This is a genomic window from Streptomyces sp. CA-251387, assembly GCF_050936625.1.
In the GTDB taxonomy this organism is placed as follows: Bacteria; Actinomycetota; Actinomycetes; order Streptomycetales; family Streptomycetaceae; genus Streptomyces.
Genome location: NZ_JBNJMJ010000001.1, coordinates 2,447,243 through 2,467,985 on the forward strand (window position 1 = coordinate 2,447,243; position 20,743 = coordinate 2,467,985).

At 71.2% G+C, this 20,743-nt stretch carries 16 protein-coding genes; 4 read left to right on the forward strand and 12 right to left on the reverse strand.

Annotated features, from left to right (window positions below; all coding sequences use genetic code 11):
- Positions 1-7: 7 nt before the first annotated feature.
- The 9 genes from murG to rsmH all read right to left on the reverse strand — a co-directional run bounded on the left by murG (position 8) and on the right by rsmH (position 11,812).
- Positions 8-1,099: an undecaprenyldiphospho-muramoylpentapeptide beta-N-acetylglucosaminyltransferase gene (gene murG / locus ACQEV2_RS10915; protein WP_433039082.1), complete on the reverse strand. Its 1,092-nt coding sequence runs from the start codon at positions 1,097-1,099 to the stop codon at positions 8-10.
- Between the two features lie 6 nt (positions 1,100-1,105).
- Entirely contained in the window at positions 1,106-2,467 is a 1,362-nt protein-coding gene (ftsW, locus tag ACQEV2_RS10920; protein WP_433039084.1) for a putative lipid II flippase FtsW, read from the reverse strand.
- A 113-nt stretch (positions 2,468-2,580) separates the two neighbouring features.
- Entirely contained in the window at positions 2,581-4,005 is a 1,425-nt protein-coding gene (gene murD / locus ACQEV2_RS10925) for a UDP-N-acetylmuramoyl-L-alanine--D-glutamate ligase (protein ID WP_433039086.1), read from the reverse strand.
- Entirely contained in the window at positions 3,987-5,060 is a 1,074-nt protein-coding gene (gene mraY / locus ACQEV2_RS10930) for a phospho-N-acetylmuramoyl-pentapeptide-transferase (RefSeq protein ID WP_433039088.1), read from the reverse strand. Before mraY ends, murD begins: the two co-directional genes overlap by 19 nt.
- Complete coding sequence (locus tag ACQEV2_RS10935; protein ID WP_433039090.1) at positions 5,057-6,472, reverse strand: UDP-N-acetylmuramoyl-tripeptide--D-alanyl-D-alanine ligase; 1,416 nt, start codon at positions 6,470-6,472, stop codon at positions 5,057-5,059. The genes mraY and ACQEV2_RS10935 overlap by 4 nt, the downstream gene beginning before the upstream one ends.
- A 4-nt stretch (positions 6,473-6,476) precedes the next feature.
- Entirely contained in the window at positions 6,477-8,006 is a 1,530-nt protein-coding gene (locus tag ACQEV2_RS10940) for a UDP-N-acetylmuramoyl-L-alanyl-D-glutamate--2,6-diaminopimelate ligase (RefSeq protein WP_433039092.1), read from the reverse strand.
- A 192-nt stretch (positions 8,007-8,198) separates the two neighbouring features.
- Positions 8,199-10,163: a peptidoglycan D,D-transpeptidase FtsI family protein gene (locus ACQEV2_RS10945; protein ID WP_433054351.1), complete on the reverse strand. Its 1,965-nt coding sequence runs from the start codon at positions 10,161-10,163 to the stop codon at positions 8,199-8,201.
- A 5-nt stretch (positions 10,164-10,168) separates the two neighbouring features.
- Positions 10,169-10,777 carry a hypothetical protein gene (locus ACQEV2_RS10950; RefSeq protein WP_433039094.1) on the reverse strand — a complete coding sequence of 203 codons (609 nt, stop codon included), beginning with the start codon at positions 10,775-10,777 and terminating at the stop codon, positions 10,169-10,171.
- A 78-nt stretch (positions 10,778-10,855) separates the two neighbouring features.
- A complete protein-coding gene (rsmH, locus tag ACQEV2_RS10955; protein WP_433039096.1) occupies positions 10,856-11,812 on the reverse strand; it encodes a 16S rRNA (cytosine(1402)-N(4))-methyltransferase RsmH in 957 nt (318 codons plus the stop codon).
- Positions 11,813-12,235: 423 nt separating this feature from the next.
- Here rsmH and ACQEV2_RS10960 point away from each other — a divergent pair, with 423 nt between their 5' ends.
- The 4 genes from ACQEV2_RS10960 to ACQEV2_RS10975 all read left to right on the forward strand — a co-directional run bounded on the left by ACQEV2_RS10960 (position 12,236) and on the right by ACQEV2_RS10975 (position 17,816).
- Entirely contained in the window at positions 12,236-12,784 is a 549-nt protein-coding gene (locus tag ACQEV2_RS10960) for a beta-class carbonic anhydrase (protein WP_433039098.1), read from the forward strand.
- Between the two features lie 237 nt (positions 12,785-13,021).
- Positions 13,022-14,062 (forward strand): AAA family ATPase, encoded by a 1,041-nt coding sequence (locus tag ACQEV2_RS10965; protein ID WP_433039100.1) that lies wholly within the window; start codon positions 13,022-13,024, stop codon positions 14,060-14,062.
- Positions 14,062-15,435 carry a DUF58 domain-containing protein gene (locus ACQEV2_RS10970; protein ID WP_433039102.1) on the forward strand — a complete coding sequence of 458 codons (1,374 nt, stop codon included), beginning with the start codon at positions 14,062-14,064 and terminating at the stop codon, positions 15,433-15,435. Before ACQEV2_RS10965 ends, ACQEV2_RS10970 begins: the two co-directional genes overlap by 1 nt.
- A complete protein-coding gene (locus tag ACQEV2_RS10975) occupies positions 15,432-17,816 on the forward strand; it encodes a transglutaminase TgpA family protein (protein WP_433039104.1) in 2,385 nt (794 codons plus the stop codon). Before ACQEV2_RS10970 ends, ACQEV2_RS10975 begins: the two co-directional genes overlap by 4 nt.
- A 233-nt stretch (positions 17,817-18,049) precedes the next feature.
- Here the strand turns inward: ACQEV2_RS10975 and ACQEV2_RS10980 are convergent, their stop codons facing one another.
- The 3 genes from ACQEV2_RS10980 to ACQEV2_RS10990 form a co-directional block, all read right to left on the reverse strand.
- Entirely contained in the window at positions 18,050-18,442 is a 393-nt protein-coding gene (locus tag ACQEV2_RS10980) for a DUF3040 domain-containing protein (protein WP_398821610.1), read from the reverse strand.
- 292 nt (positions 18,443-18,734) lie between these two features.
- Positions 18,735-19,562 (reverse strand): methyltransferase, encoded by an 828-nt coding sequence (locus ACQEV2_RS10985; RefSeq protein ID WP_433039106.1) that lies wholly within the window; start codon positions 19,560-19,562, stop codon positions 18,735-18,737.
- A 450-nt stretch (positions 19,563-20,012) separates the two neighbouring features.
- Positions 20,013-20,585, reverse strand: a complete 573-nt coding sequence (locus ACQEV2_RS10990; RefSeq protein ID WP_433039108.1) for an SAV_6107 family HEPN domain-containing protein — start codon at positions 20,583-20,585, stop codon at positions 20,013-20,015.
- Positions 20,586-20,743: the final 158 nt, after the last annotated feature.

The window sequence follows — 20,743 nt, forward strand, 5'->3', positions numbered from 1 at the left end:
TACGGTCCTATCGACGGTGCGAGGCGATCGCCTCGTACACCATGCCGACGAGCAGGTCGTCGGCGTCCCGGCGGCCGAACTCGGCGGCGGCGCGGGACATCTCGTACAGCCGGTGCGGGTCGGCGAGCACGGGCAGGACGTTCTGCTGCACCCACTGGGGCGTGAGTTCCGCGTCGTCGACCAGCAGCCCGCCGCCGGCCTTGACCACCGGCTGGGCGTTGAGCCGCTGTTCCCCGTTGCCGATGGGCAGCGGGACGTAGGCGGCCGGGAGTCCGACGGCGGAGAGTTCGGCGACGGTCATCGCGCCCGCCCGGCAGAGCATCATGTCGGCCGCGGCGTACGCGAGGTCCATCCGGTCCAGGTAACTTACCGGGATGTAGGGGGGCATCCCCGGCATCTGGTGCACCTGCGGCAGTTCGTTCTTCGGGCCGACCGCGTGCAGGATCTGGATGCCGGCCTGCTGCAGCCAGGGAGCGACCTGCTGGACGACCTCGTTGAGGCGGCGGGCGCCCTGCGAGCCGCCGGAGACCAGCAGCGTCGGCAGGTTCGGGTCGAGCCCGAACATCGCGCGGGCCTCGGGGCGGGCGGCGGCCCGGTCGAGGGTGGCGATGGAGTGGCGCAGCGGGATGCCGATGTAGCGCGCGTTGCGGAGCTTGCTGTCCGGAGTGGCGACGGCGACCTGGGCGGCGTACCGCGAACCGATCTTGTTGGCGAGGCCCGGGCGGGCGTTGGCCTCGTGGATGACGATCGGCACGCCGAGGCGCTTGGCGGCGAGGTAGCCGGGCAGGGCGACATAGCCGCCGAAGCCGACGACGCAGTCCGCCTTCGTGCGCTCCAGGATCTGCTCGGTCGCCTTGATCGTGCCGCGCAGCCGGCCCGGGACGGTGATCAGCTCGGGTGTCGGCTTGCGCGGCAGGGGTACGGCGGGGATCAGCGCGAGCTCGTAGCCCCGCTCGGGCACGAGCCGGGTCTCAAGGCCGCGCTCCGTGCCCAGGGCCGTGATCCCCACGGTCGGGTCCTGCCTGCGCAGGGCGTCCGCGAGGGCGAGCGCGGGCTCGATGTGGCCGGCGGTCCCCCCACCGGCGAGTACGACATGCACCGAAATTCACCGCTCTCCGGACGAACGCGCCGCCGAGGCACGCCGTCGCATCGTGTTCCATCTCCGAGGCTCCCGGCCGGAACCGGCGCCTCCCGCACGCTTTCTACCAAAGCGGGGTTGCCGCGCAGAAAGCGCCGCCCGCGCAGCGGGCTCGTCGCGCGCGAAGGCGATCAGCAGCCCGATGGCGAACATGGTCGGCAGCAGGGCGGACCCTCCGTAGGAGAACAGCGGGAGGGGGACGCCGGCGATCGGCAGCAGGCCGAGCACCGCACCGATGTTGATCACAGCTTGCGCGGTGATCCAGGTGGTCACGCCTCCCGCGGCGTACCTCACGAAGGGGTCCTCCGTGCGTCCGGCCACGCGGATACCCGCATAGCCTAGAGCCGCGAAGAGACCGAGCACCGACAGCGTCCCCGCGAGGCCCAGTTCCTCACCGGTGACGGCGAAGATGAAGTCGGTGTGGGCTTCGGGGAGTTGGCCCCATTTCTCCACACTCGCCCCCAGCCCGGAACCGAAAATTCCGCCCGAGGCGAGGGCGTAGATGCCGTGCACCGCCTGCCAGCAGTCGACCGGGCCGGACTGGGGCTCGGTGGCGCCGAGGCACTGCAGGCGGGCCATGCGGTTCTCGCTGCTCTTGATGAGCAGCACGCCGATCACGCCGGCGAACGACAGGACCCCCACGAACAGCCGGGTCGGCGCTCCCGCCAGCCACAGCAGGCCGAACAGGATCGCCGACAGGATGATCGCCGTGCCCATGTCGCCGCCGAGCATGATCAGTCCGAGCAGCATGAAAGCGACCGGGACGAGCGGCACCAGCATGTGCTTCCACTGCGTGAGCAGCTTCTTGTCCTGCTTGCGGGCGATCAGGTCGGCGCCCCACAGCACCAGGGCCAGCTTGCCGAACTCGCTGGGCTGGATCTGGAAGGAGCCGCCGAGGGCGATCCAGTTCTGGTTGCCGTTGACCGCGACTCCTATCCCGGGCACCTGCACCAGCGCCATCAGGAAGACGGCACCGGCGAGGATCGGGTAGGCGAGCGCCCGGTGCAGCTTCACCGGCATCCGGGAGGCGGCGAACAGCAGGCCGGCGCCGATCACCGCGGCCAGCAGCTGCTTGCGGAAGAAGTACGACCCCGGCAGGGACATCTGCAGCGCGGTGATCTGGGAGGCCGAGTAGACCATCACCAGACCGAGCACCGTGATCAGCAGACTGCCGCCGAGGATCAGGTAGTACGCGGTCAGCGGCCGGTCCCATGCTCGGTGCACGCGCGTGTACAGCCGCCGTACCGGGTTGTCGTGCGATGGCCCGGGCGGGGCGGGGCGGCGGACGGCCCGCTGCACGGGAGGCCGTCCCGTACGGCTACCGGGCATCGGCGCTCACCGCCTCGCCGTGGGCGTACGTACTGGCCGGCCACATCCGAGTCACGCGTCCCTCCACATCACGGCGGGGGTCCCGAAGCACCCGCAGTGGCCGAGACCCGGCGTCAGGCGCCCGCGCCGAGTTCGCGAACCGCCTCCGCGAACGCGTCACCGCGCTGGTTGTAGTTGGCGAACATGTCCATCGAGGCGCAGGCCGGGGCAAGGAGCACCGTGTCACCGGGCTGTGCGAGCCGCTTGGCCTCCTGGACTGCCGCGAGCATCGCCCCAGTGTCGGTCCGGTCGAGGTCGACGACGGGTACTTCCGGCGCGTGTCGCGCGAGGGCTTCCCGGATCAGGCCACGATCGGCGCCGATGAGCACGGCTGCGCGAAGGCGCTTTGCCGACTTGGCGACCAGCTCCTCGAAGACGGCGCCCTTGGCGAGCCCGCCCGCGATCCACACGATGGACTCGTACGCCGCCAACGAGGCTTCGGCCGCGTGGGTGTTGGTGGCCTTGGAGTCGTCCACGTACGCGACCCCGTCCACGTCCGCCACGTGCGCGATGCGGTGGGCGTCCGGGGTGAAGGCCCGCAGACCGTCCCGTACGGCCTTGGGGGGCACGCCGTAGGCCCGGGCGAGGGCCGCCGCCGCGAGGGCGTTCGCGATGTTGTGCGGGGCCGGCGGGTTGACGTCGGAGACCTCGGCGAGCTCCTGGGCGTTCTTCTGCCGGTTCTCGACGAAGGCGCGGTCGACCAGGATGCCCTCGACGACGCCGAGTTGGGAGGGGGCCGGGGTGCCGAGGGTGAAGCCGATGGCGCGGCAGCCCTCCTCGACGTCGGCCTCGCGGACCAGGTCCTCGGTGGCCTTGTCGGCGACGTTGTAGACGCAGGCGACGCGATTGCCTTCGTAGATACGGCCCTTGTCGCGCGCGTACGCCTCCATGGAGCCGTGCCAGTCGAGGTGGTCGGGGGCGAGGTTGAGCACGGCGGCGGAGTGGGCGCGCAGGGAGGGCGCCCAGTGGAGCTGGTAGCTGGACAGCTCCACGGCCAGGACGTCGTACTGCTCCTCGCCGAGCACCGCGTCGAGGAGCGAGATGCCGATGTTGCCGACGGCGGCCGTGCGCAGCCCCGCCGCCTTCAGGATGGAGGCCAGCATCTGCACGGTCGTCGTCTTGCCGTTGGTGCCGGTGACGGCCAGCCAGGGCGCGGCGTCTGGGCCGCGCAGCTGCCAGGCGAGCTCGACGTCGCCCCAGACCGGGACATCGGCTTCGCGAGCCGCCGCGAACAGCGGCTTGTCCGGCTTCCAGCCCGGAGAGGTGACGATCAGCTCGGTGCCGGCGGGCAGGGTGTCTCCGTCACCGAGGCGGACGGCGATGCCCAGGGCCTGAAGCTCCTCGGCCTGGGCACGCGCGCGTGCGTCGTCGCCGTCGTTGACGACGGTGACCTTCGCGCCGAGGCCGTGCAGCACCTTGGCCGCCGGGATGCCGGAGACGCCGAGCCCGGCGACGGTGACGTTCTTGCCCTGCCAGTCGGTCACTTGTCCGCTGCCCATCCTGCGTAGAAGAGGCCCAGTCCGACGATCACACAGATGCCCTGAATGATCCAGAAACGGACCACGACGAGCACTTCTGACCAGCCCTTGAGTTCGAAGTGGTGCTGGAGTGGCGCCATGCGGAAGACGCGCTTGCCGGTGAGGCGGAAGGAGCCGACCTGGATGACCACCGACATGGTGATCAGCACGAAGAGGCCGCCGAGGATGGCGAGCAGCAGCTCGGTGCGCGAGCAGATGGCGAGACCCGCGAGCGCGCCGCCCAGAGCCAGCGAACCGGTGTCACCCATGAAGATCTTGGCGGGCGAGGTGTTCCACCACAGGAAGCCGAGGCAGGCGCCCATCAGCGCGGAGGAGACGACGGCGAGGTCGAGTGGATCGCGTACCTCGTAACAGGCGCCGGGGTTCGTGAGCGTCTGCGCGTTGGCGCAGGACTCCTGGAACTGCCAGACGCCGATGAACGTGTAGGCGCCGAAGACCAGCACGGAGGCGCCGGTGGCGAGGCCGTCCAGACCGTCGGTCAGGTTCACGCCGTTCGACATGGCGAGGATCATGAACAGCGCCCAGACGACGAACAGCACCGGGCCGATGGACCAGCCGAAGTCCTGCACGAAGGAGAGCTTGGTGGAGGCCGGGGTGTTGCCGCGGTTGTCGGCGAACTGCAGCGAGAGCACCGCGAAGGCGATACCGCCGAGCAGCTGGCCGGCCATCTTGGCCTTGGCCCGCAGACCCAGCGAGCGACGCTTGACGATCTTGATGTAGTCGTCGAGGAAGCCGACCAGACCCATGCCGGCCATCAGACCGATCACCAGGACGCCGGAGAACGTCGGCGGCTTGCCCGTGATCAGCTTGGACAGGAAGTACGCGGCGACCGTCGCCAGGATGAAGGCGATACCACCCATGGTCGGCGTACCGCGCTTGCTGTGGTGCTCCCGGGGGCCGTCGTCACGGATGTACTGGCCGTAGCCCTTGCGGGCCAGCAGCTTGATCAGCAGCGGGGTGCCGACCAGGGTCAGGAACAGACCGATGACACCCGAGAACAGGATCTGATTCATCATCGGGCGGCAACCTCACCCTCGGCACCGCCGGAGAGCAGCGCGTCGGCGACGCTCTCCAGGCCGACCGAACGGGACGCCTTCACGAGTACGACGTCCCCCGGGCGCAACTCGCTGCGCAACAGGTCGACCGCCGCCTGTGCGTCGGACACGTGCACCGACTCCTCACCCCACGAACCCTCGTTATATGCGCCCAGTTGCAGCCAGGACGCTTCCCTGCCCCCGACCGCGACGAGCTTGCTGACGTTGAGCCGGACGGCGAGCCGTCCGACCGCGTCGTGCTCGGCGAGCGCCTCGTCCCCGAGCTCGGCCATCTTGCCGAGCACCGCCCACGTACGGCGCCCCTTGCCCATGGCCGCCAGGGCGCGCAGAGCGGCCCGCATGGACTCGGGGTTCGCGTTGTAGGCGTCGTTGACGACCGTCACGCCGTCCGGGCGCTCGGTGACCTCCATCCGCCAGCGGGAGAGGGAGCCCGCCTCGGAGAGCGCGGTGGCGATCTCTTCCGCGGACATGCCCAGCTCATGGGCGACGGCGGCCGCGGCGAGCGCGTTCGACACGTGGTGCTCACCGTACAGGCGCATGGTCACATCGCTTGCACCGGAGGGTGTGTGAAGGGTGAAGGCAGGCTGTCCGCTGTCCGTGAGTCTCACGTTCTCGGCGCGTACGTCCGCTTCGCCGGACTCTCCGAAAAGGATCACCTTCGCCTTCGTACGGGAGGCCATGGCCCGTACGAGGGGATCGTCGGCGTTGAGGATCGCGGCGCCGCCGTCTTCTTCCGACGGCAGTCCCTCGACGAGCTCACCCTTGGCCTGCGCGATCTGCTCGCGGCCGCCGAACTCGCCGATGTGGGCGGTGCCGACGTTGAGCACGAGGCCGATCTTGGGGGGCGTCAGATCCGTGAGGTAGCGGATGTGGCCGATGCCGCGGGCGCCCATCTCCAGGACGAGGAACCTGGTCTCCTCGGTGGCGCTGAGGGCCGTGAGCGGGAGCCCGATCTCGTTGTTGAGCGAGCCCGGCGTCCACACGGTGGGCGCCTTGTGCTGGAGCACCTGGGCGATCAGGTCCTTGGTGCTGGTCTTGCCCGCCGAGCCGGTGAGGGCGACGAGGGTCGCGCCGAGCCGTCGTACGACATGCCGGGCGAGCGCGCCGAGGGCCTTCTGGACGTCGGCCACGACGATCGCGGGCACGCCCACGGGACGCGAGGCCAGTACGGCGACGGCACCGGCCGCCACGACCGCTTCCGCGAAGTCGTGGCCGTCCACACGCTCACCGACGAAGGCGACGAAGAGGCTGCCGGGCTCCACTTCGCGGGAGTCCCGGACGACGGATCCGGTGACCTCGACGGACGGATCCGGTATGTCGTGCGTCTGCCCGCCGACGACTTCTGCGATCTCGGCGAGAGAGAGGGCGATCACAAGTTCATCCCTGGGTCTTCTGGATAGCTTCGCGAAGCACCTGGCGGTCGTCGAAGGGACGCACCACCCCGGCGATGTCCTGGCCCTGCTCATGCCCCTTGCCCGCGACCAGCACGGTGTCGCCGGGCTGTGCGCGGGCGACGGCTGCGGCGATCGCGGCGGCCCGGTCCTCGAAGACCTGGACCTCGCCACGCTCGTGTACTGGCACGGACGCCGCGCCCTGGAGCATGGTTGCGAGGATCGCGAGGGGGTCCTCGGAGCGGGGGTTGTCGGAGGTCAGTACGGCTGTGTCGGCGAGGCGGGCGGCGGCGGCGCCCATCGGGGCGCGCTTGGTCGTGTCACGGTCCCCGCCGCAGCCGAGCACCACGTGCAGCCTGCCCTCGGTGACCTTGCGGAGCGCCTTGAGCACCGACTCGACGGCGTCGGTCTTGTGGGCGTAGTCCACGACCGCGAGATACGGCTGCCCCGCGTCCACCCGCTCCAGCCGGCCCGGCACGCCCGGCACGGCGGCGATGCCGTCGGCGGCGGCCTGCGGGTCGAGACCGGCGGCGGCCAGAGCGACGATCGCGGCGAGGGTGTTCGCCACGTTGAAGGGGCCCGCGATCGGCGAGCTGGCGGCGATCCGCTCGCCCTTGGGGCCGATCACGGTGAACGTCGAGTCCATGGGGCCGATCTCCACGTCCTCGGCCCGCCAGTCGGCGTCGGGGTGGCCCTCGGCGGAGAAGGTGACGACCGGGACCGTGGCTTCCTTTGCGAGCCTGCGGCCGTACTCGTCGTCGAGGTTGACGACGCCGAGTTTGCTGCGTTTCGGCGTGAACAGCTGTGCCTTGGCCCGGAAGTAGTCCTCCATGTCGGAGTGGAACTCCATGTGTTCCGGGCTGAGGTTGGTGAACACGGCGATGTCGAAGACGCAGCCGTCGACGCGGCCGAGCACGAGCGCGTGGCTGGAGACCTCCATGGCGACCGCCTCGACGCCGCGTTCGCGCATGACGGCGAACAGGGCCTGGAGGTCGGTGGCTTCGGGGGTGGTGCGCTCGGACTTGATGCGCTCGTCGCCGATGCGCATCTCGACCGTGCCGATAAGTCCGGTCGCGCGGGCCGTCTTGAGGCCGCCCTCGACCAGGTACGCGGTCGTGGTCTTGCCGGAGGTGCCGGTGATGCCGATCTGCAGCAGGTCGCGGCCGGGGTGGCCGTAGATCGTGGCCGCCAGTTCGCCCATCCGGCCCCGCGGGTCCTCGACGACCAGGACCGGGAGCCCGGTCGCGGCGGCCCGCTCGGCGCCGGTCGGATCGGTCAGCACGGCGGCCGCGCCGAGGCCGGCGGCCTGCGTGACGAAGTCGGCGCCGTGCAGGCGGGCGCCCGGGAGGGCGGCGTACAGGTCGCCGGGGCGGACGGCCCGCGAGTCATGGGTGATGCCCGTGACCTCGGCGGCGCCCTCCGCGTGTTCCGGCGCAGGGGCACCCAACTGGTCGGCGAGTTCCGCGAGGGGTGTGGCGGAGACCTGCGCCGGCCTGGGCGGTCCCGGATACGTCACGGGCTGCCCCTTCTGGGTGGTTTGGGACTGATCAGCGTGTGGCACGGCGGTGAGCGTACCGGGCGCACCGGCTTCGGAGCGAAGTGAGGGGCGGGGCGTGCCCTGGTTTCCGGAGTCGGGAGTGATCGTTGTCACGAGGTGGTTCCTGGCTGCTCGGTGCTGATCAGGTGGGGTCAGGGGTCGTCGGGGCGGTCAGGGTTTGTAGCCGACCGGGAGCTTGGCGGCCTTGGCGCCGGTCGGCGGGACCTGGAGGGTTTTCAGCGCGAACTCCATGACTTTCTTGTAGATGGGTCCGCAGATCTGGCCGCCGAAGTAGTTGCCCGAGGTGGCGTTCTGGATCGCGCAGTAGACCGTCACACGGGGCTTGTCGGCGGGGGCGAAGCCGGCGAACGACGACGTGTAGCCGCGGTACCTGCCGGTGGCCGGATCCACGCGGTTCGCCGTACCCGTCTTGCCCGCGACCCGGTAGCCGGGGATGCGCGCCTTGGTGCCGGTGCCCTCCTCGTCGTCCACGACCGACTCCAGCATCCGGGCCAGGGTCTTGGCCGTCTTGGCGCTGATGACCCTGGTCTTCTTGGGTTTCGGGGCGGGCGTGAACTGCCCGTCGGGTCCCTTGGTGCCGCGCACGAGCGTGGGCTCGACGCGTACGCCGCCGTTGGCGACCGTCGAGTAGACGGAGGCCGCCTGCATCGCGTTGATGGACACGCCCTGGCCGAAAGGAATCGTGTACTGCTGCGAGGTCGACCAGGTGTTCGGGGCGGCGAGGATGCCCGGGGTCTCGCCAGGGAAGCCGAGCCCGGTGGGGCTGCCGAAACCGAACTTGCGCAGGTAGTTGTAGAGGATCCGGTTCGACTGCTTCTGCGTCTTGCCCAGCTGGCCGGTGGCCAGGATGGTGCCGATGTTGCTGGACTTGGCGAGCACGCCATTGAGGGTCAGGTACCAGGTGGGGTGGTCGATGTCGTCCTTGAAGAGCCGGTCGCCGCGATGCAGTCGGTTGGGCACGACGACGTTGGTGAGGGGCGTGGCCACCCCCTCCTCCAGTACGGCGGCCATCGAGATGACCTTCGCGGTGGAGCCGGGCTCGTAGGCGTCCTGGACGGCCGCGTTGCCCATGTTCGCGGCGCTGGCCTCGGAGAGGTCGTTCGGGTCGAAGCCGGGCGAGTTGGCCATCGCGAGGATCTGGCCGGTGCGGGTGTCCTGGACGATCACATAGCCGCGGTCCGCCTTGGACTTCGCCACCTGCTCGCTGATCGCGTTCTGCGCGGCCCACTGGATGTCGCGGTCGATGGTGAGCTCGACGTCGCTGCCGGGCACGGCGGGCGTCTCGGTCGATCCGACGGTGGGCACCTGGCGGCCGCCGGACTGGGCGTAGCGGATCTCGCCGTCCTTGCCGGACAGTGCCTTGTTCAGCTGTTGCTCGACGCCGCCGCCGCCCTTGCCGTCGGCGTTGACCCAGCCCAGTATCCCGGCGGCCAGGTCGCCGTTCGGGTACACCCGCTTGCTGCTGGCGACCGAGAGGACGCCCGCGAGGACGTTGACCGTGCTCTCGTCCTTCTCGGCCTTGGTGGCCAGAGCGGTCTTCAGGTCCTTGATCTGCTTCCAGACCTGCGGGGTCTGGCGCCGCGCCAGCAGGGTGTAGCGCGAGTTCTTGTTCTCGGGCCGCAGCTTCCTGACGATCGTTTCCTGCTGCTGGCCGAGGATCGGCGCGAGGAGGGCGGCCGCCTGCTCGGGGCCGTCATTGATCTTCAGTTGCTCGCGGGAGAACAGCGTGGGGTCGGCCGTGATGTCGTACGCGTCCACGCTGGTCGCCAGCTCGACGCCGTTGCGGTCGGTGATGCCGCCGCGCTCGGCGGCCAGGGTGTAGCCGACGTACCGGTTCTTCTCGGCCTTGGCCGCGTAGGTGCTGGCGTCGACGCCCTGCACCTGGAGCAGCCGTACGACGAAGGCGAGCAGGACGAGGGTCAGGGCGAGGCTGACCATCCGCAGCCTGGGGCGGGGGCTGCCGAGCCGGATCGTGCGGACCGCGGGGCGGGATGCCGGGCGGCGGGCCGGGCGGGCGCCGGGGCCCGGGCGCCGCTGGGCGCCGCCGGAGCGGGCGGGCTTCGCGGGTCCGGGCACGCGGCGGCGCGGCGGTTGCCTTGGTGAACTTTCGACCACTTCCGTCACCTGCCGGGGGTCGGGTATGCGGAGGACTGGGCGAACGGGGTGGCTTGCGGAGCGGGGGGCGCGTACTGCGGCGTGGTGGGCGTGACCTCGGGGGACGCGTACTGCGGCGCGGCGGGAGTGGCCTCGGCGGTCGGCGCGGGCGGCGGGCCGGCGGTCGCGCCGGCTGTCGGGGGTGCCGTGGGCTCGCTGACGAGGGACTCGGGGGCGAGGACGAGAGGGGTGTACACGGAGGTCCGGTCCTCGGGCGCGGGGCTGGGGACGCCCTTGACCGTGCCGTCGGGGTTGAGGAAGGCGGGGTCTCCGCCGGGGACCATGCCGAGTTCGTGGGCGCGACGCTGGAGGGCGTCGGGAGCGGAGTAGGCGTCGATGTCCCGCTGGAGGGACTGCTCCTCGTCGGTGAGGGACTTGGTGTCCTTCTTCAGGTCGTCCAGTTTGAACGCGCCTTCGCTGAGGGCGGAGTTCAGCATGAGGAGCCCGATGAGGCCGCCGCCGAGGAGAAGGACGACGAGGAGGACGAAGGGCGTGCGGGCGGCTCGTGCGCGCCCTGCGGGGATGAGCCGCGCGAGCCGGGCGGCCCGCCCTCTCAGTTCGGGTTTCCTACTCACTCACCCTCCCCCGGGTCCGGTTCTCCAACTCACGGGTTCGAATCCTGGACCCGGACGCCCGCCCCTGCCTCACGGCCCTCATTCGATGGACTCCCTGATGCGCTCGGCCCCCCGCAGGCGCGCAGGTGCCGCGCGCCGGTTCTCGGCGACCTCTTCCTCGGTGGGAAGTTCGGCACCTCGCGTCAGCAGCTTGAGCCGTGGCTGGTAGCGCTCGGGGACGACGGGCAGCCCGGGCGGCGCGGTGCTGGCGGCGCCGGCCGCGAACACGTGCTTGACCAGCCGGTCCTCCAGCGAGTGGTACGACAGGACGGCGATCCGCCCGCCGACGTCGAGGGCCTCCACGGCGGCCGGGATCGCCCGCTCCAGGACGGAGAGCTCGCCGTTGACCTCGATGCGCAGCGCCTGGAAGGTGCGCTTGGCCGGGTTGCCGCCGGTGCGCTTGGCGGCCTGCGGAAGGGCGTCGCGGATCAGCTCCACGAGCCGGGCGCTGTTGCTGAACGGCTCCTTCTCCCGTTCCCGCACGATCGCGGCCACGATCCGCTTGGCCTGCTTCTCCTCGCCGTACGCGCGCAGGATCCGGACCAGCTCGCCGGCCGGGTAGGTGTTGAGGACCTCGGCGGCGCTGATCCCGGTCGTCTGGTCCATGCGCATGTCGAGGGGGGCGTCCTGGGCGTAGGCGAAGCCGCGGTCGGCCTCGTCGAGCTGCATGGAGGAGACGCCGAGGTCGAACAGGACGCCCTGCACGCGCGCGATGCCGAGCCTTTCCAGGACCTCCGGGAGCTCGTCGTACACGGCGTGCACGAGGGTCGCGCGCTCGCCGTACGGCGCGAGCCGCTCGCCGGACAGGCGCAGGGCCTCCTTGTCGCGGTCGAGCGCGACGAGCCGGGCCTCGGGGAACTGCGTCAGGAGAGCCTCGCTGTGGCCGCCGAGGCCGAGCGTGCAGTCGACGACCACCGCTCCCGGCCGCTGCAGGGCGGGGGCCAACAGGTCCAGGCACCGCTGGAGCATCACCGGGACATGTCGACTCTGGCTCAAGGGGCCCTCTCAGATCCGACGGGCCCGTACGCACTGCCGGGTCCCCGCCCGCTCGTGAAGGGGAGGCCTGCCGGCGCCGAGAGCGTCAGCCGACCGGGAGCGGGAGGAGGCCGAGCCGTACGTACGCGCCGCGCACGCGGGGAGATCTCCGGAAAAATCGCCGGGGTCTCCAGGAAATTTCAGTCCAGCAGGGAGAGCCGGCCCTCCCGCTTCGCGTCACTTTAGTCCACGGTGTCGCGCGGTCAATCAACTGGCCTGCGCGTCGCGCTCCGGGGCGATCCTGGCGCCACGAGCCGGGAAAAATCGCCCACACGGAAACCTCCGCCTCACCTCTGTGGATTACCTCACAGTGAGCGCGTGATAACGCTCTTTTTCCCTTCTCACGACAGGACCGGAAACGCTGTGACCAGTACCGTCATGGGTATGACGACTTCTGCATCGGTTCCCGCTGGTCCTCAAGGTGCGATAGCCCCCCGCGGCACGGTCACCGACCGTCTCGTCGAGGCGAACGAGCGATACGCCTCCGCCTTCACCGACCCCGGCATGGACGCCCGTCCCGTGCTCCACGTCGCCATCGTCGCCTGCATGGACGCCCGTCTCGACCTGCACGCCGCGCTCGGCCTGGAGCTCGGCGACTGCCACACCATCCGCAACGCGGGCGGTGTGGTCACCGACGACGTGATCCGCTCCCTGACCATCAGCCAGCGGGCGCTCGGCACCCGCAGCATCGTCCTGATCCACCACACCGGCTGCGGTCTGGAGACCCTCACCGAGGACTTCCGGCACGACCTGGAGATGGAGGTCGGCCAGCGGCCCGCCTGGGCGGTGGAGTCCTTCCGGGACGTCGACCAGGACGTACGGCAGTCGATGCAGCGGGTGCGCACCTCGCCGTTCCTGCTGCACACCGACGACGTGCGGGGCTTCGTCTTCGACGTGAAGACGGGTCTGCTGCGCGAGGTCGACCCCGCCTGATCATCCGCCGTAGCTGTCGTTTCGCTGTCAATTTGGGCTCCGGCGTGCACAAAAGGCCGTAAGACCCGACATATCGCAGGCAGTTGTCCACAGGCGAGTGACACGAATCGGTAACGGCAGCAAGAATGCGGGTGTGGCAACACGCGGAACTTTTCACGCGTGGTGTCCGTGTTCCAGGGGTGGGCCGGTCCGCGTGGTAGAGCGTCGGCCCGGAAAGAACGGGCCGAGGAGGGCCGGGTGACGACCTATGACGATCGAGCGAGCCTCACTGATCTGACCGCCACTGTGGAGCGTGTCCGCAGTTCGGTGGAAGGAGTGATCGAGGGCAAGCCCGAGGTCGTACGGCTTTCGCTGACCGTACTGCTCGCCGAGGGACATCTTCTGATCGAGGATGTCCCCGGCGTGGGCAAGACAATGCTCGCCAAGGCGCTGGCACGGTCCATCGACTGTTCGGTGCGGCGTATCCAGTTCACGCCCGACCTGCTGCCGTCGGACATCACGGGTGTGTCCATCTGGGATCAGCAGCGCAAGGACTTCGAGTTCAAGCCGGGTGCGATCTTCGCCCAGATCGTGATCGGTGACGAGATCAACCGCGCGTCGCCGAAGACGCAGTCCGCACTCCTGGAGTCCATGGAGGAGCGCCAGGTCACGATCGACGGCCAGACCTACGAGCTGCCGAGCCCCTTCATGGTGGTGGCCACGCAGAACCCCGTGGAGATGGAAGGCACCTACCCGCTACCCGAGGCGCAGCGCGACCGCTTCATGGCCCGTGTCTCCGTCGGCTACCCCAGCGTGGAGGCCGAGCTGCAGATGCTGGACGTGCACGGCGGCGTCTCGCCGCTGGAGGACCTCCAGCCGGTGGCCCACGCGCACGACATCGTGAAGCTGATCGAGGCCGTCAGGGGCGTCCACGTCGCCGAGCCGGTCCGCCGGTACGCGGTGGAGCTGGTCGCGGCCACGCGCACCCACCCCGACCTCAGACTCGGCGCCTCCCCGCGCGCCACGCTGCACCTGCTGCGCGCGGCGAAGGCATCGGCGGCCCTGAGCGGCCGGGAGTACGCGCTGCCGGACGACGTGCAGGCGCTCGCCGTGGCCGTCCTGGCCCACCGCCTGCTGCCCACCGCACAGGCCCAGCTGAACCGCCGTACGTCCGAGCAGGTCGTCCAGGAGATCCTGCAGCGCACCCCGGTGCCCGCCGCGCCGCAGCAGCAGAGCGGCTTCGGCGGCCTGGGCCGGGGCGCCGCGGCCTACGGCCAGCAGCCGCCCCGGAGGCTGTGATGACCTCCGGCAGTACGGGCCAGGCCGAGGCGGACCGGGGCGAGAAGGGCGGGCTGCGCACGGCACTGACCGGTCTGACCACACGCGGCCGGTCCTTCCTGGCCGCCGGCGTCGCGGCCGCCGTCTGCGCCTATGTCCTCGGCCAGAGCGACCTGCTGCGCGTCGGGCTGCTGCTCGCCGTGCTACCCCTGGTCTGCGCGACCGTGCGGTACCGCACCCGCTACCGGGTCGCGGGCAGCCGCCGGCTCTCCCCCGCGCGCGTGCCCGCGGGCAGCGAGGCCCGCGTGCATCTGCGGATGGACAACGTCTCGCGGCTGCCCACGGGCCTGCTGATGCTGCAGGACCGGGTGCCGTACGTCCTCGGCCCGCGCCCGCGTTTCGTGCTGGACCGGGTGGAGCCGGGCGGCCGCCGCGAGGTGTCCTACCGGGTGCGCTCCGACCTGCGCGGCCGCTATCCGCTGGGCCCGTTGCAGCTGCGCCTGACCGACCCGTTCGGCATGTGCGAGCTCACCCGGTCCTTCTCGACGTACGACACCCTGACCGTCATCCCGCGCGTGGAGCCGCTGCCGCCGGTGCGCTTCAGCGGGGAGGCGAAGGGATACGGCGACGGGCGGCAGCGCTCGCTCGCACTGGCCGGCGAGGACGACGTGATCCCGCGCGGATACCGGTACGGCGACGACCTGCGCCGGGTGCACTGGCGCTCCACCGCGCGCTACGGCGAACTGATGGTGCGCCGCGAGGAGCAGCCGCAGCGCTCCCGCTGCACGGTGCTGCTGGACACCCGGGGCCTGGCCTTCCAGGGCGCGGGCCCCGACTCGGCCTTCGAGTGGGCCGTGTCGGGCACCGCGTCCGTGCTGGTCCACATGCTCGAACGGGGTTTCTCCGTACGGCTGCTGACCGACACCGGCAACTCGGTGCCCGGCGAGGGTTCCGACGGGTTCGCGGGCGCGAGCCAGGAGTCGGCGGACGCGGCCGGGCTGATGATGGACACCCTCGCGGTGATCGACCACTCCGACGGCACGGGTCTGTCGCGGGCGTACGACGTGCTGCGCGGCGGCAACGAAGGGCTGCTGGTCGCCTTCTTCGGTGACCTCGACGAGGAGCAGGCGACGGTGGCCGCCAAGATGCGGCAGCGCAGCGGTGGCGCGGTGGCCTTCGTGCTGGACGGCGACGGCTGGGGGCGGGAACCGACCGATGTGGCCGGTCCGTTGAACAGGAGCGAGGAGCGGCTGCGGATGCTGCGGGAGGCGGGCTGGACGGCCCTGAGCGTGCCGCGGGGCGCTTCGCTGAACGAGCTGTGGCGCCAGGCGGACCGGGCGCGTACGGACGCCGCCGCGATCAGTGGCGCGCGGGGTGAGGGGGGACCGGCATGAGCGGGCGGACACGGATGGCGCTGAGCGCCGCGTCGGCCACGCTGATGGCGTCGTGCGCCCTGCTGCCACTGGTCTCCCCGGCCACCTGGCTGGTGCAGGCGGTCTTCCTGCTGGCGATCCAGATGGGCGTGGGCATGGCCACCCGCAGGGTGCCGCTGGCGCGGCCCCTGACGGTCGCGGCGCAGGCCCTGGTCGCCCTGATGCTGCTGACCCTGACCTTCGCCAACCAGCAGGCGATCCTCGGAGTGATCCCCGGCCCGGAGGCCTTCCGTCACTTCGCCGACCTGCTGCAGGCAGGTGCGGACGACGTCAGCCGGTACTCGATCCCGGCGCCGCTCTCGGACGGCATCCGCCTGATGCTCATCGGCGGCGTCCTGATCATCGGCCTCGCGGTCGACACCCTGGCGGTGACCTTCCGCAGCGCCGCCCCGGCCGGGCTGCCGCTGCTCGCGCTGTACTCCGTGGCCGCGGGGCTGTCCGACGGCGGCGCCGACTGGCTGTGGTTCGTGGTCGCCGCCGCGGGCTATCTGATGCTGCTGCTGGCCGAGGGCCGCGACCGGCTCTCGCAGTGGGGCCGGGTCTTCGGCGGGGCGCCACGGACGCCGGGCGGGGAGCCCAGTAGTGCGGTGGCGCCGGTGCGCACCGGGCGGCGCATCGGCGTGTTCGCTCTGGGCGTGGCCCTGGTGGTGCCGCTCGCCCTGCCCGCCATGAACGGCGGTCTGCTGGACGCGGCAGGCACCGGCGTGGGCTCGGGAAGCGGCAGCGGGGGCACGATCTCCGCGGTCAACCCGCTGGTGTCGCTGCGCGACAGTCTGAACGTGGACGAGGACCGCGAGGTCATCTCCCTGAAGACCAACACGAAGGACCTCTCCGACCTGTACCTGCGGATCGTCTCGCTGGACGACTTCGACGGGACCACCTGGCAGCCGTCGAAACGCAGCATCGAGTCCGTGCCGGGCGAGTTCCCCACGCCCACGGGCCTCGGCCCCGACGTGCGGCGTGCGGAGGTCGAGACGACGATCTCGGCCGCGGACTGGTACGCCCAGAACTGGCTGCCGATGCCGTACCCGCCGAGCGGCGTGGACATCGACGGCAACTGGCGGTACGAGCCGCTGGGCATGACGGTCGTCGGCGACCGCCGCCAGACCACGCGCGGGGTGACGTACACCGTGCGCAGCCTCGATGTGCAGCCGACGGCCGAGCAACTGGCGAACGCCGCGGAACCGCCCGCCGCCCTGAAGCGCGAATTCACCGAGCTGCCCGACTCGATGCCCGCGGTGGTGGCCGAGACGGCACGTGCGGTCACCAAGGGCGCGACCAGCCACTACGAGCAGGCGGTCAAGCTGCAGGAGTACTTCTCCGTGACAGGCGGCTTCCAGTACGACACCAACGTCAAGGTCGGCAGCGGCCGGCAGGCGATCGCCCGCTTCCTGAAGGACAAGCAGGGCTTCTGCGTCCACTTCTCCTTCGCGATGGCGGCCATGGCCCGCTCGCTGGAGATACCTGCCCGGGTCGCGGTGGGCTTCGCACCCGGCACCCCGCAGGGCGACAGCTCGGTCTCGGTGGGGTTGAGGGACGCGCACGCCTGGCCGGAGCTGTACTTCGAGGGCGTGGGCTGGACCCGCTTCGAGCCGACGCCGACCCGTGGCTCGGTTCCGTCGTACACCCAGTCGGACACGACCGGCTCGGCCCTTCCCGACGTGGTGCGGCCCTCACAGTCGGCGAGCACGGGGCCCTCCGCCTCGCCCTCGGCGAGCCAGAGCTGCGTGGGGCAGAACCGGGAGCTGTGCGCGAGCGAGTCCCCTCAGGCCGCGCTGCCCACGGATGACGACGGCCCGAAGTGGTACGCCGTGCTGGCCTGGGTGCTCGGCGGGCTGGCGGCGCTGCTGATCCCCTTGGCGCCGATGCTGTGGCGGCTGCGGACACGGGCGGTACGGCTGGGAGCGCACGGCCGCACGGAAGCGGACGTTTCGCTGCACACGCTGGCGGTCTGGCAGGAACTGACCGACATCGCCTGGGACTTCGGCATCCCCCCGGACGACTCCCAGACCCCCCGCAAGACGGCCGCCCGCATCGTCCGCCTCGGCCACCTCGACCCACCGGCCGTGGCCTCTGTGCATCGCATCGCCGACGCGGTGGAACAGGTCCTGTACGCCCCCAGTCCCCACCCGGTGGCCGGCCTCGCGGAGGACGTCCGCCGTGTCCTGTCCAACCTCGAGTCCAAGGTCAGCCGGCCGACGAGGATGCGCGCCCTGCTGGCCCCACGGTCCAGCGTGCGGGTGACGTGGGCCCTGTCGGACTGGTGGAGCACCCTCCAGCGACGCGCTGCCGCCGCCCGACCGACGTGGCGCAAGCCGTCCACGTCCGGACAGCGGGGGTGAGGGCTCGCCGCCCGGACACGTGACAACGGCTTGTCCCGGCGCCCACTAGTTCGGGGTCTTGGGTTCGATGGCGGCTGCGGGGGGTGTGTGGCTGATCGCGTAGTTCCCCGCGCCCAAGGGGGCGTTGCAGCGCCGCCCCCGGCTCCCATCGGGCCGTACGAGAGCATGCATCAGGGGGTGACCACCCGTCCGGTGGTCACCCCCTGATGTAGGTTCGGGAGCTGATCGTCGAGCTAGTGGCCGCCCTGTTCGTCGCGGCGGCGCTGCCAGCGTTCTTCGATGCGGTCCATCATGGAGCGCTTCTGGCGTGGCTGACGGCGAGCGTGCGGGCCGGCGGCGGGCTGTTCGCCCGGCTTCGGGGCCTTGCGCCAACCGGTCACCGCCAGGACCGCGCAGCCCAGCATGACGAGGAACCCCACCACGCTCAGCCAGACCTGCTTGGCGACCATTCCAGCCATGAGGAGCGCGATACCCACGAGGAAGCCCGCGACCGCCTGGTAGACCCGCCGCCGGGTGTACGTACGCAGCCCGCTTCCCTCAAGCGCCGACGCGAACTTGGGATCTTCGGCGTACAGCGCTCGCTCCATCTGCTCGAGCATTCGCTGCTCGTGCTCCGAGAGCGGCACGGAGTCCTCCTCATCGTGCAGTCGCCGGGGCGACCCGGGGGGTCCCTTCAGGATAGGCAGGGAATCGCCCCCGTGAAACCCGCCCCTCTACGCCAATTGGCCAACCGGGCTCCGGCATGGGCGTCCCGGCTCGCTGAGATCTGCATTCCCCAGCGGCCGACCCGTCATGCCGGAACGGTCTCCCTCGATCATACGGCGCTGAGCGCCCGATCGGGGGGCCTGTGGCGTACTCCATGTGCAGCCAAGTCCCTGATCAACGGCGCACCCCTGCGGTCCGCTCACGGAAGGCGGCTCAGGCCTCGCTGGTCTCCCGCGTCTCGCCGAGCACGTGGAGCTGCGTGGCCACCGAGTGGAAGGCGGGCAGCTCTGCCGCAGCCTCCTCCAGCTTCAGCAGCGCCTCGAGTGCGCCGGGCTCGGTGTCCACCAGCACGCCGGGCACCAGGTCGGCGAAGACCCGCACCCCGTGCACGGCACCGACCCGCAGGCCGGCTCCCTCGACCAGCGCGGTGAGCTGCTCGGCGGTGAATCGCCGGGGCACCGGGTCGCCCTGCCCCCAGCGGCCGTCCGGGTCCTCCAGGGCCTGCTTGGCCTCCTTGAAGTGACCGGCGAGGGCCCGCGCCAGCACCGCACCGCCCAGTCCGGCGGCGAGCAGACTGAGGACGCCCTCGGGACGCAGGGCGGCGACCGCGTTGCGGACACCCTCGGCGGGGTCGTCGACGTACTCCAGCACGCCGTGACAGAGCACGACGTCGTACCCGCCGCGCTCGACCACGTCGAAGAGGCCGTGGGCGTCGCCCTGGACGCCCCGCACCCGGTCGGCGACGTCGGCCTCGGCGGCGCGCCGCTCCAGGGCGAAGAGCGCGTTCGGGCTGGGGTCGACGACGGTGAGCCGGTGGCCGAGGCGGGCGAGGGGCACCGCGAAGTTGCCGCTGCCGCCTCCGGTGTCGAGGACGTCCAGCGCCTGCCGGCCCGTGGCCTTGACCCGGCGGTCCAGGGCGTCCTGGAGGACCTCCCAGACCACGGCGGTACGGAGGGAGGCGCGGGGTCGGGAGGACTCGGAGCGCAGCGACGTCGCGTGGGGGTGGTGATGGGAGACGGGCGGGCGCATCGGGTCCGACACGGCAGTTGACTCCTCGGCACGGCACCGCCACTGGCGCGGCGGAGCGAACGGGCTGCCTCCCCGGCGCCCGGATCACGGGATTGGGAAGGCTTCAGGCGCCCTCCACCCTATTGCCTACGCCGCCCCACCCGGCCATCGCGGTGCCGCACGACCCCCACCGTCTCGCCCGGCGGACGGCAGAGGGTGTCAGCAGGGCGGATGGCAGGGCGAGGGCAGCCGTGGAGGGCAAGGTCCGACAGGGAGGGCAAGGTCCGGCAGCAGGGGGCGGGCGGGCCGCGGCAACTTTCACGGGCAGACGGGCCCTCCCCACAGCGCCGGCCCCTACCCACAGCGCCGATACGGCACGGAGCACACGCCCGGGAGCGCCGATACGGCACGAGCACGTCCCGAACCCGACACACAAAGCCGCCCCGGCACCGCTCAGAAGCCCGACCCGCGACGCACCTGCCGTCAGCCCGCGTCCGGCATGTCCTCGCGCCCGTGTCGTGCGCGGTCGGGCTCCTCCGCGTCCGCGTCCGGTCGCGGTTGCGGCAGGACCGGCTGGAGCACCAGCATCCGCTCGACGAGGCGGAGGAACATCGCCACGTCACGTATCAGGTCGTCGGCGTCCCGGCGGCTGGCCGCGCCCTGGATGCCCGCCTCGGCCCGGGCGCGGCGCCGGGCGCCGGAGGCGAACAACGCGCTCCACTCGGTGAGTTCGGGCGCGATTTCGGGGAGCACTTCCCAGGCACTCCTGATGCGGGCTCGGCGCCTGGGCGACGGCTCCGGGCGCCCTCGCGCGGCGAGCACGGCGGCGGCGGTGCGCAGGGCGGCGAGGTGGGCCGTGGCATAGCGCTCGTTCGGGGTCTCCAGAACGGCGGCCTCGTCGAGTCCGGCACGGGCCTGGGCGAGCAGGTCGAGGGCGGCGGGCGGGGCCGTGGCCCGGCGGAGCACGGGGTGCACGTCGCTCGCCGGGCCGGTCAGTGAGGGGGCAGGGCCGGTGGCGCGGCGCCGGCGGGCGGCGGCTGCGTGGTAGCTGGCCATGACGAACCTCCTGTCGTCTGTGTGACGGCACGCCCTGATACGAGGTGCCGTATGTGCCCATCGTGAGGTATGGCACTGACAATCCGTTCTGACCTGCACTTTTGCTTCGATCGGGAGTTCGGAGTAGTTTTGCACTGACCAGTCAGTTCAAATTGAGG

Bases quoted from the DNA above. Each gene is read 5' to 3' on its own strand.
- ftsW (WP_433039084.1), bottom strand. From the start codon at position 2,467: ATGCCCGGTAGCCGTACGGGACGGCCTCCCGTGCAGCGGGCCGTCCGC.
- murD (WP_433039086.1), bottom strand. From the start codon at position 4,005: ATGGGCAGCGGACAAGTGACCGACTGGCAGGGCAAGAACGTCACCGTC.
- mraY (WP_433039088.1), bottom strand. From the start codon at position 5,060: ATGATGAATCAGATCCTGTTCTCGGGTGTCATCGGTCTGTTCCTGACC.
- ACQEV2_RS10960 (WP_433039098.1), top strand. From the start codon at position 12,236: ATGACGACTTCTGCATCGGTTCCCGCTGGTCCTCAAGGTGCGATAGCC.
- ACQEV2_RS10970 (WP_433039102.1), top strand. From the start codon at position 14,062: ATGACCTCCGGCAGTACGGGCCAGGCCGAGGCGGACCGGGGCGAGAAG.
- ACQEV2_RS10975 (WP_433039104.1), top strand. From the start codon at position 15,432: ATGAGCGGGCGGACACGGATGGCGCTGAGCGCCGCGTCGGCCACGCTG.
- ACQEV2_RS10990 (WP_433039108.1), bottom strand. From the start codon at position 20,585: ATGGCCAGCTACCACGCAGCCGCCGCCCGCCGGCGCCGCGCCACCGGC.